Source organism: Methylophaga thiooxydans DMS010, assembly GCF_000156355.1.
GTDB classification, from domain to species: domain Bacteria; phylum Pseudomonadota; class Gammaproteobacteria; order Nitrosococcales; family Methylophagaceae; genus Methylophaga; species Methylophaga thiooxydans.
In genome coordinates, this window is sequence record NZ_GG657883.1 from 50,845 (window position 1) to 65,168 (window position 14,324).

Genomic DNA, 14,324 nt, shown 5'->3' on the forward strand with positions numbered 1-14,324 from the left:
TAAGTTACCACTCAGCCAACAGACTAATATATAGAGGAGTGCAGAATGAGTGATTTTACACGCTATATGACCACAGCAATCCATGCTGGGAACACACACGATGCCCATGGCTCACCTTTCACGCCTTTGTATGACACGACAACATTTTGTTTTGAGGACACAAAAGCTTTATTGGATGTGGTGGAAGGTAGAAAGCAAGGTGCGTTATATACCCGCTATGGTATGAATCCGACTGTGACGTCCTTAGAGCAACGGCTTGCTCAATTAGACCAAGCAGAAGCGGCGCTGGCATTTGCCTCCGGTATGGCTGCGATTTCATCGTTATGTTTGGCGTTTGGCCAAAAAGGCATTGTTTGTTTAGGTGAAATCTATGGCGGCACCATTGAGTTGCTTTCGCTTTACTGCAAGCAATTGAATATCAATACCACCTTTTTAAAAGCAGATGATAAGGCGGGTCTGGAAAATAGCTTGCAGCAGGGGGCATCACTGGTTTTGTTTGAAACGCCAGCCAATCCGACGTTGGCGGTTATTGATATCAAACAGGTGGCTGAATTGGCACATCAATATGATGCATTAGTGGCAGTCGATAACACTTTTGCAACCCCCATTAATCAGCAACCTTTATCTTTGGGAGCCGATTTTTGCATGCAAAGTGCGACTAAATACCTTGGTGGCCACAGTGATCTGACTGCTGGTGTATTGAGTGGCAGCCGACACAATATGACGATCATTAATGGCTGGCGTAAAAGTCTGGGGCAAACAATTTCTGCTGAAATTGCACATAAATTAAAGCGTAGCTTGATGACGCTACCACTCCGAGTTGAAAGGCATAACCAGAATGCTTTGATCATTGCTCAATTTCTTGAACAACATCCTGCGGTCGAGACCGTTTATTACCCTGGACTCGTTTCGCATGCAGGTCATGCCATCGCTAACCAGCAAATGCAGGGCTATGGCGGTATGTTGAGTTTCGATGTGAGAGGCGGTGACAAAGCTGCACGACAATGTGTGGACTCGCTCAAGCTTATCGCTTTAGCGCCAAGCTTAGGTGGTGCCGAAAGTCTGGCAACACAACCGGTGACAACCTCACATCATGGTATGTCTGAAGATATTTTGCGTGATGCCGGCATCAGCGGCGCGATGATTCGACTATCCGTTGGCCTCGAGACAGCAACTGATTTGATAAATGATTTTGAGCAGGCATTCATCGCTATTCGCTAAATGAAAAAGAATAAAAACACGGGCAAAATTCCCGTTCCAATCTGGTGTATAGTCGGTGAGAATAATAATAAAACGATAAAAATCAGAATGTAATAGGAGAGAGGCATTATGGCCAGTGTATTAAAAACCACGCACCATGGCGGTTGTCCCCACGACTGTCCCGATACTTGTTCGATGGTGTATGAGGTTGAGAACGGTAAACTCACCTCAGTAAAAGGCAACTCTGAACATCCGATGACGCGAGGCGGTCTCTGCGTCAAACTCAAAGACTATGAAAAGCGTCACTATCACCCAGATAGACTACTGCACCCAATGCGCCGAACCGGGCCTAAAGGTTCGGGTCAATTCGAACAGATAAGCTGGGATGAGGCGCTAGATGAAATTACCACGCGCTGGAAAGCCATTATTGATGAGCATGGTCCACGAGCAATCATTCCTTACAGCTATTTAGGTAATCAAGGCTTGGTACATGGCCTGAATGGCGGTGATGCGTTTTTTAATAAGATGGGCGCTACAGTCTGTGAACGCACATTTTGTGGTGAAGGCTCATGTACAGCATGGTTATTAACCGTTGGCCCAACAGCAGGCGTTGATCCTGAAAGTTTTACTCATTCCAAATACATCATTATCTGGGGCTGTAACTCGGTTAGCACGAATATACATCATTGGCATATCGTTAAAGATGCTCAGAAAAAAGGTGCGAAAGTGGTCGTGATTGATCCCTACAAATCGCGCACTGCCAAAGAAGCGGATTGGCATATCGCACCGAAACCGGGAACGGACGGTGCTCTGGCGATGGCAATGATGCACACCATTATTGAAGAAGGTTTGCAGGATCAGGACTACATTGATAACTACACGCACGGCTATGAGGCTTTAGCTGAGCGAGCAAAATCACGCACGGCGGAGTGGGCTGCAGAAATTACCGGTGTCGCGGCAGATGATATTCGTCAATTGGCACGTGAGTTTGCGACGACACAGCCCGCTGCTATTCGTCTGGGGGTCGCATTAGAACGCAACTATGGTGGTGGACAAGCGATTCGTGCCATTACCTGCTTACCGGCTTTAACCGGTGCTTGGCGTCATGTTGGCGGTGGCGCGTTGCAATTTCCGGTGTGGGAGCACCCTTACAAGTTTGATGTGATTTCGCGCCCTGATCTTATTCCAGAAGGCACGCCGGTTATTAATGCGATTCAAATTGGTCGCGCTCTTAACGGTGAAATGGAATTGGATGTGCCGATCAAATCCATGATGTGCTGGAATGCGAACCCGGTTACCCAAGCGGCCGAAACGGATAAGATTGTTGAAGGCTTGATGCGTGATGATTTATTTCTGGTGTCGGCTGAGCATTTCCTGTCTGATACGGCATCGTATGCTGATATCGTTTTGCCAGCGTCAATGGGGGCTGAACTGGAAGATATGGTGCTGTCATGGGGACACTTATATCTGACCTATAATGCGAAATGTGTCGAATCACCCGGCGAAGCCATACCTAACAATGAAATTTTTCGTCGCCTCGCAGCGAAAATGGGCTACGAAGAAGAGAATTTCAAATGGTCAGACAGTGAGTGTTTAGAACATTATGTTGACTGGGACTCTCCCGCTTGTGATGGTATTGATTTGAACTCATTGCGAGAACATGGCTTTGCCAGACTGAAAGTCGGCACCAAAGACGACAGAGCGCCGCATAAGCAAGGTAACTTTCCAACACCAACGGGCAAGTGTCACTTCGAGGTGGAAGGGGCAACCAACTTTGTGGCGCCACCATTCCGCCAAATGTACGAAGGTTTCCAACCTGGTGAGGCATTAGATAGCCTGCCGGATTATGTGGCATCGCGAGAAACGCCCGAAACCAATCCTGTGTTGGCTGAAAAGTACCCACTCAATATCATATCGCCCAAAAGTCACGGCTTTTTGAATTCTTGTTACGCCAATATTGATGACAAAATTAAAAAGCAGGGTGAGCAATTTGTGCTGATCAGTGCCACGGATGCTGATTTGCGAAATATCCAAAACGGTGATTCTGTGCGTGTCTTTAATGACCGCGGTGGATTCGAGGGCAAGGCTCAGATTACGGATGATGTTAGTAGCGGGATTGTTGTCGCCACGCTTGGCTATTGGCGCCAACTTAACAAAGGTACTGTCAACTGTGTGAGTTCTGCCGAGTTTGTTGATATGGGGCACGCTCCCACGTTCACGGATAACTTAGTGCAGGTTGAGCTTGCCAGTTAACACTGGGTTAGGTTGGATAAAAAAAGCCCGCTTTAAAGCGGGCTTTTTTGTTTCTTATGCTGTTTTGTTTTGGCTGAAAGAGGGCAACCCTAACAGTAATATCAATGACACCAACACGACGAGCAGTTGCGCAAGAACTCCTTCCCATGTTGGATGAACTCCCAGCCATGCGATGTCGAGATTGATTGGCATTGGCGACATGGAGACCAGAGCCGCTTCTTGCAGCGCGGCTACAGCCTTACCAATTAATACAAATGACAGCGCTAACATTAAATAGCTTGTGAACAAAAAGAATTTTCTAATCGGCAGGCGTAATGAAAATTTGACCATTAAATAGGCAATTATCGCGAGCACGACAATACCTGCAATAAAGCCAGTCCCGACCGACATAAACTGAGAGGGTAATGATTGGGTTAGCAATGCTTGGTAAAACAGCACGGTTTCAAACACTTCACGATAGACAGCAATGAAAGCCAGAGCAGCGATACCCCATAGCGTGCCAGTGCTCAGATGGCGGTGAATATTGTCGCGGATATAGGCTTGCCAATTACTAGCATTGGTTTTGCTATGCATCCAAAAACCCACGTAAAAAAGTACAACGGCTGCCAACAGAGCCGCAACACCCTCCATAATTTCGCGACTGGCGCCACTGATGCTGACAAGATGTTGTGCGACCCACCATGTACCAAAACCAGCGGCAATCGCTAATATCCACCCAGTGTGAACGAATTTAACGGCATCCCGACGTTCAGTTTTTACTAACACTGTAACCAAAGCCAACACGACTAACAGGGCTTCCAAGCCTTCGCGCAATAAAATGATAAAACTTGCCGTGAATAACGTTGACTCTGACAAGGTATCGGCTGAGAGCATATTTTGTGCCTGTGTCAGCTGTGCATCGGCTTGCTCTAACGTCTCGGCAAGTGCTGTTTCTTGATTAGCCTGACTTGTTAACTGGCGGAATTGCATCATAGATGCTTCGATATCTTTTCTTAGTTGAGTGTCATACGCATCTAACGCATTTTCAGCCAGTTCAAAGCCATCTAAATAAGCACTAACGGCCAACGCTTGGGCTTGTTTGAATTCATCAGCAAGATACGCTTTATGCGAAGCTTCAAGCTGTTGTTTGGCCATTGCTAAGGGATCTGCCGCGGCGAATAATGGCGAAGGGTTGGCACGTAGTTGTTCAATCGATGCCAGATTAATGGCGGGAAATTGCTTGTTCAGGGTCGTTGGGCTATGACTGACAAAGTCCTGCATGGTCATGCCTGTCGGGGTTTGTGAGACTTGTTCACTCTCAGTAAATGCAAGACTGCCTGCGTAAAAAGCGAGAGACCAGCGTTGCTGATCATTGAGCTGAGAAAAGGCAGCCATTGCGGTGCCATCAATACCATTGGTAATGGCGTCGTATAAACCGACTAACGAACGACTGTGCGCGCGGGCTTTATCAGTGAAGTCCGTCGGAGTCGGTTCCAACGAGGCAGCGAGTGGGCCGTCACCTTGCCCCTTAGCCCCATGGCAAGCGATACAGTTTTGTTGAAACAAAGCATGAGTTTGCGTCGCGGGTAATAGCGATTTTTTTAAGGTAACCGCTGGTGCAATGTCCATTAACAGATGACGCAGTTCAACGGTGATTGGTTCAATATCAGCGGGTTCTTGCTTGTTTTTAATAGCCGTTTGTAGTTTTAAGGCGGCTTCAACTGCAGCGTTGCCACCATCCAGGTTTTGAGTTTTTTCTACGGCAAGCGCAGAAAATTCGAGCATTTCGTCGTATTCACCCTGACTAATGATTTCGCCATTTTTGATGGCTTCGCGATAGTCTACATTTATGTATTCTGCAATCTGCATCAGTTGACGCGTATCACTTTGTGCTTCGTTAGCGTGTGCAGAGAAGCTGATAAGAAATGATAAGGTCATGAGACTGGCAACGAGACCAGACTTAAAAAATACGCCGAGTTTAAACACGATGGGTGGCTCCAAATGTCGCTAAATTGCTGACTTTGTCGCAAATTAACTGTTAATGAGAATCACTATCATTATAAACGTTAGTCACCTCAATGAGTCAATATATGTAAGCAAGCTACTATACTGCTGAAACAGAGGTGCATCAATCATGAGCAATCAGCCCGACACGAATAAACTTCAGCGCTGTCTGTATTTTGCCTACGGTTCTAATATGGCGTTTTCCCGTCTATTTCAACGTGTGCCTTCTGCGCAAAAATATTGCCGAGTACAACTCTACAAGCATCAATTGCGGTTTCACAAACGTAGCCACGTTGACGGTTCGGCAAAATGTGACGCGTGGTATACCGGTGCGTCGTCAGATTGGGTTGAAGGCATCATTTATAACATCGCTATGCGCGATAAATGGCATCTGGACGACATAGAAGGAGTGGGGCATGGCTATGCAATCAAGCAGGTTTGCGTGGTTGATAAACACGATCGTGTCTTGCAAGCATATACCTACGTTGCCACCGACATTGATACTGAGCTCAGACCGTTCGACTGGTACAAACAGCATGTTCTGATCGGGGCTAAAGAACATCACTTACCCGTTGAATACATAGAGCAGATTAATGCTGTTGAGGCTGAAGTTGATAGCGATACAGAACGTGCTGAACGAGAAATGGCAATCCATGACTTGGGCGATAAAGCGCTTTCTGACCGAGATGGGACATGATAACCTTACAGGCTATCAATTTTTTGTTACAAAATTATGCAAAACGTGCTGAAACTGGATGCGTTAACCGCATCACCACTGAAGACAGATCCATACCCCTATTTTTCGGTAGCGCAGGCTATTGATCCTGAGTATGTCAGCGACGTTATCCGAGATTTTCCTTCGATCGATGACGGCGGTAGCTACAATGTCGATGATGTGGCAACCGGGCCAGCATTTAAACAACTAATCGATTCTCTGGATACGCCTCAGTTTCGTCAAATTATCTGTGATAAGTTTGATGTTGCGGTAATGGATTTACCGATGATGGTTACGCTACGCGGGTATTCACGTAAAAAAGATGGCCGTATTCACACCGACTCTAAAACAAAAGTCGCGACCATTTTGCTGTATCTCAATGATGACTGGCAGGCTGAAACAGGTAAGCTCCGGATTTTACGCAGTGCCGATGATATGGAAGATTACGTCGAAGAAATCGCCCCTGGCCCGGGCAGTTTATTAGCCTTTAAAGTGACGGATAATTGTTGGCACGGCTACCCCAGTTTCGAAGGGAAAAGGCAATCAATTCAGATCAACTTTTTGACCAGCGAAGCGGCTGGCAATAAACATCGTTTCTTTCACGGACTAAGTGCAAAGCTGAAATCCTTGTTTAAATAAATTATGTGTCTACACCCTGCCAGATTTCATGTTTGGTGGAACACCGGTAGAGAAAGCCGGTCACAAATGCAATCGTTGTATCAACGTCGATATAACCTTTTCGTTCAGTCTTATTTTTAACCGACTGTCATAGTCCTGTGATTGCGTAATGCTATCGTTTGGTCATAGACTGAATTCATACATGCGTTTAGCCGTTGAAAACGGATAGCAACATCGGAGAATCAATCTTTATGAGCGACAAGCCGGGGAAGATCTATATCGCCTTGATCAGTGTGCACGGTCTGATTCGTGGACAAAACCTTGAATTGGGACGCGATGCAGATACGGGGGGGCAAACGCTTTATGTGTTAGAGCTTGCACAAGCCTTATCTGAATTACCAGAAGTCGCCCAAGTCGATCTTGTTACCCGGCGTATCATTGATGAGAACATTGATCCTGACTATGCTGAACCGATAGAAACGCTTAATGATAAATTACGTGTTGTGAGGATTGATGCAGGTCCTGAGGAATATATTTACAAAGAACATTTATGGGATCACCTTGATGGCTTTGCCGATTCGCTGGCGGACTTTTTCAGGCACCAAGGGCACATTCCCGATTTGATTCACAGCCACTATGCTGACGCTGGTTTGGTCGGTTCGCATGTCGCCAATATACTTGGTATTCCCTTAGTACACACAGGCCATTCCCTGGGACGTGTGAAACGCCGACGCTTGCTTGCCAGTGGATTGAGTACGGAGCAAATCGAAAAGCTCTATAACATGTCTCGTCGGGTAGAAGCCGAAGAGATTACATTGGCCACCGCTGAGCGTGTTATCACCAGTACCCATCAAGAGATTGAAGAACAATACGAGGTATACGATCATTATCAGCCCGATCAAATGCGCGTTATTCCACCAGGTACAAATATCAAGCAATTCCAACCGCCCGCGGGTAATGAGCTGGATGACCCGATATTTACCACACTGACTCAACACCTGACTGAGCCAAGTAAACCCATTATTCTGGCCTTGTCACGGCCGGATAAGCGTAAGAACATTAATGTTTTGATTGAAGCCTATGGCGAGTCAGAAAAACTTCAGCAGTTAGCCAATCTCGTTATTATTGCCGGTAACCGCGATGACATTGATGATTTAGAGCAGGGCGCGCAAGAGGTCTTTCATGAGTTACTGGTATCGATAGATAGATACGATCTTTATGGAAAAGTCGCGATGCCCAAGCATCACAAGCGAGATCAGGTGCCGATGATGTATCGCATTGCAGCGGCGTCAGGCGGTGTCTTTGTCAATCCGGCATTGACCGAGCCATTTGGACTGACATTAATTGAGGCAGCGGCTTCAGGCCTGCCCATCGTTGCCACAGAGGATGGTGGTCCTAGAGACATAATTGGTAACTGTCATAACGGTCACCTGATTGACCCGTTGGAGTCAGCAACGATAACTGAGGCTTTATTAAAATTGCTAACGGATAATGCTCATTGGCAACAGTTGTCTGAGCAAGGTTTGGCTGGCGTCACCGAACATTATTCTTGGCAGGCGCACGCAAAACGCTATATTCAGTTAGTGAAACCGATTGCCCAGCGCGATGAGTTCTTACAGCGGCGGCCGGTTGAGCGAACCAGTCAGGTCTATGCTGAGTCAGCCATTGTGAGTGATCTGGACTTGAATCTGGTTGGTGATGATGTGTCTCTGCAGGAGCTGATTCGTCTTCTTCGCGAGCACCGCAAAACCACCAAATTTGTTATCGCAACCGGGCGTAGACTGGATGTGGCGCTGCGATTGATGAAAAAACATCGGATTCCAGAGCCTGATATTCTGATTACCAGTTCGGGTACCGAAATTTACTATGCCCCTAAACTGACCCCTGACAGAGCATGGGCGCAGCATATTGATTACCACTGGACGCCCCACAAAATACGACCTTGGTTAGACGAGTATGCTGGACTTGAACGCCAGCCTAAGTCAGAGCAAAGTCGTTTTAAACTGAGTTATTACATCGATCCTGATATCGCTGACTTTGAAGACATTAAACGTATGTTGCATCAGGAAGAGCAGGCTGTTCATGCCCAGCTCGCCTTTGGTCAGTACCTCGATATCATGCCAATCCGTGCGTCAAAAGGCATGGCCTTACGTTTTATTGCTGATCGTTGGCAGATTCCGCTGGAACGCATTTTAGTTGCTGGCGGCTCGGGAGCTGATGAAGATATGATGCGTGGTAATACCTTAGCTGCGGTAGTAGCAAATAGGCACAATGAAGAATTAGCTCAGTTAGGTGATACGGAGGGCATATATCTGGCTGAGAAACCTTTTGCTGCCGGTATTCTAGAAGCACTAGAACATTATCAGTTTTTCAACCACCTTAAACAGCAGAAAGCCTTACCATGAGCGATCCCAAACTTTTGCTTTGTACAGACATGGATAGAACCGTTATCCCAAATGGTTTTCAACCGGAACCTGCCGATGCGCGTAAACAGTTCAGTGCTTTTTGCCAGCGCTCGGATGTCAAACTGGCCTACGTTACCGGGCGCCATGTGGCACTAGTAAAACGGGCAATAAAAAATTATGCCTTACCGCTACCTGACTATGCGATTACCGATGTCGGCACCAAGATATATCACGTTGCGAATGGCACCTGGCAACAGATGGCAGACTGGGAAGCGGAAATAGATCAAGATTGGAATGGTAAAACGCATTCGCAACTAAAACAGTTGCTTAAATCGGTCAGTGAATTGCGCTTACAGGAAAGCAGCAAGCAAAACACCCATAAACTGAGTTATTACCTACCGCTCTATCTGGATAAAGACAGCAAAATAGCGCAGGTAGAAGCATTGCTTACAGAGGCAGGCGTTAATGCCAGTGTGTTATGGAGCGTCGATGAACCCAAAAATATCGGCTTAATGGATATTCTGCCTAAGCACGCCACCAAGCTGCATGCCATTGAGTTTTTACAAGCGAAACTCGGCTATGCCCTCAGTGACGTGGTTTTTGCCGGTGACAGTGGTAATGATTTACCGGTGCTGACTAGCCGCATTCAATCCGTTCTTGTGGACAATGCCAGTGCAGAAATCAAACAGGCAGCGTTGCAATTATCACAGCACAATGGCCATAGTTCAGCCTTGTATCTGGCCCACAGTGAGGCGCAAGATAATAACGGCAATTACGCTGCGGGAGTGTTACAAGGGGTGGAGCACTTTGCACCACAATTTCGTCATCAGGACAAAACAGAAAACATCACATGAATCAGACAACACAATTGACTATTTTTGGTGAAGCATTATTCGATTGTTTTCCTGACGGAGAGTCAGTATTAGGCGGCGCACCGTTTAATGTAGCGTGGCATCTGCAGGCTTTTGGTGATGCACCAAAATTTATTAGCCGAGTGGGTAACGATACGCTGGGAGATACGATTCTTGCCGAGATGAAGAATTGGGGCATGGATACCAACTGGGTACAGCTAGACAATCAACATCCCACGGGGCGTGTCAACGTTACCATCGATGACAATGAGCCGAGCTATGAGATTGCCACCGAGAGTGCGTGGGATTTTATTGCTGACAGTTTGATTGACTCGCCACCGCAAACAGGGCTTTTCTATCATGGCTCGTTAGCCGCAAGAAGTGAGATCAGTCATCACACCTTACAAAAGCTAACTGAAAGCCCTGGTTTAGATATTTTTGTGGATGTGAATTTACGTGATCCGTGGTGGCAAAAAGAAGATATATGCCACTGGTTAGAACAGGCGCGTTGGGTAAAACTCAATCAGGATGAGCTTGGTGAACTGGGATTTCGATCAGCAGATTTGCATCAGGATATGACACGGATGCACAGTCACTATCACCTCGATCAGCTCATTGTGACATGTGGAGAAAAAGGGGCGATTGTCAGAGATCAAGACGGTGAGTTTCATTTAATCAAGCCTACTGCTTCGAATCAGGTCATCGATACCGTCGGTGCCGGCGATGCCTTCACTGCTATGTATATTCACGGCTTACTGGCTGGCTGGGAGATTAGGCATGCTTTAGCGCAGGCACAACACTTTGCGTCACAGGTTGTCGGCCTACGAGGCGCAACAAGTAAAGATGCTAACTTCTATAACATTATCAATAACTAATAATACAAATATAAGAATTCACATAAATGTACGAGCAGCAAGCACATACACTCTTAAACGATATTCTTAACGAAATAGAAGCGGGTGTTTCCAAGCAAGATTTGCGTTATTTCTACACCCGACTCGGTGCGAATTTCTACGCGATCCATTCTTTATTTGACCGACTCTACGGTGACCGAGAGGACTTCCAGACACAAGCTCAAAAGCTGGTTGAAACCATGGCCAAACAGTATATTCGCCGTCCTGAAGATTTGCGTCAGCGGGATATTGAGCGTGAAGCAGATCATAATTGGTTTCTCAGTCAAAACTGGATAGGCATGGCGCTCTATAGCCATGGTTTTGCCAAAGATTTGAAAGGGATGGAAAGCCATCTTAATTACTTTCAGGAACTGGGCGTGAATATGGTGCACATTATGCCCATCATGCAATGCCCGCAAGGAAGTAGTGATGGTGGTTACGCGATCAGCAATTTTCGCGAAATTGACGAGAGAGCCGGCACGATTGACGATTTGTTGCATTTATCTCGAGCCATGCATGAGCGAGATATGCTGCTGACGATGGATGTGGTGCTCAATCACACGTCTGATGAGCATGAATGGGCACAAAAAGCGCGTCAGGGCGATAAGAAACACCAAGATTATTACTATACTTTTGAAACCCGTAATATTCCCGACATGTTTGAACAGAGCATGCCTGAAGTATTTCCTGAAACATCACCGGGTAACTTCACCTGGGATGAGCAGATGGGGAAATGGGTGATGACGGTGTTCAATGAATACCAGTGGGATCTTAATTATTCTAATCCGGCTGTATTCATCGAAATGCTGGATGTTATTTTATTCTGGGCCAATCAGGGCGCCGATATTCTGCGACTTGATGCCGTGGCATTCTTGTGGAAAAAAATTGGTAGTACTTGCCAGAATGAGCGTGAGGCTCACTTAATTTTACAATTACTTAAAGATTGTTGTCAGGTCACAGCTCCTGGCGTTTTATACATCGCAGAAGCAATCGTGGCACCTGTTGAGGTGACCAAATATTTTGGCGAAGATGCCGTGATCGCCAAAGAGTGCGAGATAGCATACAACGCGACGTTTATGGCGTTAATGTGGGATGCGGTGGCAACGAAAAATGCGAAGTTGCTCAACCAAGGCATTAAAAGTCTGCCGGTTAAGTTAGAACGTGCGACTTGGCTAAATTATATCCGTTGTCATGACGATATCGGGCTTGGCTTCGATGATCGAGATATTGAAATTGTGGGCTATGAGCCGCGTGGTCATCGTAAGTTTCTAATTGACTACTTTATGGGGCGTTTCGATGATTCTCATGCCCGTGGTTTGCCGTTTGGTGAAAATGAAAAAACCGGGGATGCAAGGATATCTGGATCGTTAGCCTCGCTGGTCGGACTAGAGTATGCCGTTGAAGTAGGGGATTTGGAAGCTGAAGCCGATGCCATCAAAATTATTTTGTTATTGCATAGTCTGATTATGTCGTTCGGCGGTATTCCGCTGCTTTATTATGGCGATGAAGTGGGCACGATTAATGACGTGTCATATCTTGATGATCCTCATAAGAAAGGTGATTCTCGCTGGGTTCACAGACCTGTCGTTGATTGGGACAAAGCTGAGCTACGCAATCAACCGGGAAACTATCAATACGAAATCTTTACTGCTTTAAAACGCATGATTGCGGTACGCAAGGAAATCGACGTCTTTGCCGACTTCAACAACAGACAGTTAATCGATGTCGGTAATGAGCATCTATTTGTTTTTGAACGTTACAGCGTTACCCAACAATTCGACCGTGTGTTGGTTGTTGCTAACTTCAATGACAAGCCACAACATTTAAAAGTTGATCAGCTAGTTGGCTGGGGCGACCCCCAATATGGTGAGGTGATGGATCTCTACTCGGGTCAACGGCCAGATATTTTTAATAACACGCTGGTAATTCCGGCGTTTAGCTTTTATTGGCTTCAACAAAACTGAGGAATGTTTCTTTCACGCTTAAGCAATACGAATTGGGTTATGGTCAAACGACGGGGTTAATAGAGAGCATCCAATGTGTAAAACAGGTCTATTCTGGTTTAACAACGACTTACGAGTTCATGACAACCCAGCGTTGCTGGAAGCAAGCCTTAATTGTGATCGCCTGATTTGCTTATTTTGTTATGACACCTTTTGGGATAAACCAACAGGGTTCAACGCCAAGCCGTTGGGTGACAAGCGAAGACAGTTTCTTTTGGAAAGCCTGAATGACCTGCAACACACGCTTGAGGCTAGAGGCCAGCAACTTATTGTGATGAAAGGTGATCCCGTCGCGATCATTTCAGAGCTACTTAGCAAGTACCACGTTAACCACGTGTATCGCAGTTATCATGTCGGTGTCTATGAAAACAGGCAATGGCAACACTTAAGAGCCGATTTCCCACGTGTACAATTTGATTCGTACTGGACGCATAGTTTATTTCAACAACGACAGCTGCCGTTTGATTTGACGTCTTTACCTGATACGTTCAGCCAGTTTAGAAAAATTGTCGAGTCATTGCCCATTGATAAACCGGTTCAAATGCCTAAAACCTTGGCTGTACCCGTTTCTGAGCTTCATGAAGATACCCTGCCTTTACCAACTTACCGCAACAGCCAAGACCACTTCACAGGCGGTGAGAAGGCTGCCATTGAGCATATGGAAGCCTATTTCAGTAGCGACTATCCCGCTCAATATAAGCTGCTTCGTAACGACCTTGATCATTGGTCACATTCAACGAAATTTTCTGCCTGGTTAGCAAACGGATCGCTATCAGTAAAACGACTGTTGCAACAGCTGAGACAGTTCGAAAAAACACATACCGCCAATGAGTCGACGTATTGGATCTTCTTTGAGCTACTTTGGCGAGAATATTTTCAGTGGTATGCGTTTCGCTATCGCCACAAACTATTCCGTCCGCAAGGCTTAGGCAAAAAGAAAATTACTTGCTGCTTTTACCCGGAGCGCTATCAAAAATGGGCACATGGCAACACACCATACCCACTGGTCAATGCATTAATGAAGCAGCTCAATGACACCGGTTATATGTCTAACCGCGGGCGACAGATTGTCGCAAGTTGCTTTATCAATGAGTTGGAACTGGATTGGCGTTTCGGCGCCGCCTATTTTGAACAACAATTGATTGATTATGATGTGGCTGCCAACTGGGGAAATTGGCAGTATATCGCTGGTGTCGGTGCTGATCCGCGAGGGGGACGCCACTTTAACATTGACAAGCAGCAACGCCAATACGACCCACAACAAACCTTCATTCAAAAATGGAAAGGGCAGGTGACAGCGCCTCGCCTGGATTCTGTCGATGCTGCGGATTGGCCGATTATGCCGTATAAACGTGATTAAAAACCTCCAGCCTCAGTTGAGACTTCTCTAGCCAGAGCGCATA

10 protein-coding genes are annotated in these 14,324 nt (G+C 46.3%); 9 read left to right on the forward strand and 1 reads right to left on the reverse strand.

All coding sequences use genetic code 11. From position 1 onward, the window contains the following. Positions 1 to 45 precede the first annotated feature (45 nt). Both MDMS009_RS00480 and MDMS009_RS00485 read left to right on the forward strand, forming a co-directional pair. Complete coding sequence (locus MDMS009_RS00480; RefSeq protein ID WP_008289929.1) at positions 46 to 1,221, forward strand: trans-sulfuration enzyme family protein; 1,176 nt, start codon at positions 46 to 48, stop codon at positions 1,219 to 1,221. Positions 1,222 to 1,329: 108 nt separating this feature from the next. After that, positions 1,330 to 3,453, forward strand: a complete 2,124-nt coding sequence (locus tag MDMS009_RS00485; RefSeq protein ID WP_008290107.1) for a molybdopterin-containing oxidoreductase family protein — start codon at positions 1,330 to 1,332, stop codon at positions 3,451 to 3,453. Positions 3,454 to 3,507: 54 nt separating this feature from the next. Here MDMS009_RS00485 and MDMS009_RS00490 read toward each other — a convergent pair whose 3' ends face one another. Further along, on the reverse strand, positions 3,508 to 5,418 hold the full coding sequence (locus MDMS009_RS00490) for a cytochrome c/FTR1 family iron permease (protein ID WP_154646933.1): 1,911 nt from the start codon (positions 5,416 to 5,418) through the stop codon (positions 3,508 to 3,510). Positions 5,419 to 5,566: 148 nt separating this feature from the next. Here MDMS009_RS00490 and MDMS009_RS00495 point away from each other — a divergent pair, with 148 nt between their 5' ends. The 7 genes from MDMS009_RS00495 (at position 5,567) to MDMS009_RS00525 (ending at position 14,281) form a co-directional block, all read left to right on the forward strand. Continuing rightward, positions 5,567 to 6,133, forward strand: a complete 567-nt coding sequence (locus tag MDMS009_RS00495) for a gamma-glutamylcyclotransferase family protein (RefSeq protein ID WP_008289923.1) — start codon at positions 5,567 to 5,569, stop codon at positions 6,131 to 6,133. 36 nt (positions 6,134 to 6,169) lie between these two features. Next, a complete protein-coding gene (locus MDMS009_RS00500) occupies positions 6,170 to 6,790 on the forward strand; it encodes a 2OG-Fe(II) oxygenase (protein ID WP_008289998.1) in 621 nt (206 codons plus the stop codon). A 230-nt stretch (positions 6,791 to 7,020) separates the two neighbouring features. Then, positions 7,021 to 9,174, forward strand: a complete 2,154-nt coding sequence (locus tag MDMS009_RS00505) for an HAD-IIB family hydrolase (protein ID WP_008289892.1) — start codon at positions 7,021 to 7,023, stop codon at positions 9,172 to 9,174. Further along, a complete protein-coding gene (locus MDMS009_RS00510) occupies positions 9,171 to 10,028 on the forward strand; it encodes an HAD-IIB family hydrolase (protein ID WP_008290106.1) in 858 nt (285 codons plus the stop codon). The genes MDMS009_RS00505 and MDMS009_RS00510 overlap by 4 nt, the downstream gene beginning before the upstream one ends. After that, the gene (locus MDMS009_RS00515; RefSeq protein WP_008289848.1) at positions 10,025 to 10,900 is read left to right on the forward strand and encodes a carbohydrate kinase family protein; all 876 of its coding nucleotides are present in this window, start codon (positions 10,025 to 10,027) and stop codon (positions 10,898 to 10,900) included. Before MDMS009_RS00510 ends, MDMS009_RS00515 begins: the two co-directional genes overlap by 4 nt. Before the next feature lie 26 nt (positions 10,901 to 10,926). Beyond that, positions 10,927 to 12,882 (forward strand): amylosucrase, encoded by a 1,956-nt coding sequence (locus tag MDMS009_RS00520; protein ID WP_008290111.1) that lies wholly within the window; start codon positions 10,927 to 10,929, stop codon positions 12,880 to 12,882. A gap of 73 nt (positions 12,883 to 12,955) precedes the next feature. Further along, positions 12,956 to 14,281, forward strand: a complete 1,326-nt coding sequence (locus MDMS009_RS00525) for a DASH family cryptochrome (protein WP_008290040.1) — start codon at positions 12,956 to 12,958, stop codon at positions 14,279 to 14,281. Positions 14,282 to 14,324: the final 43 nt, after the last annotated feature.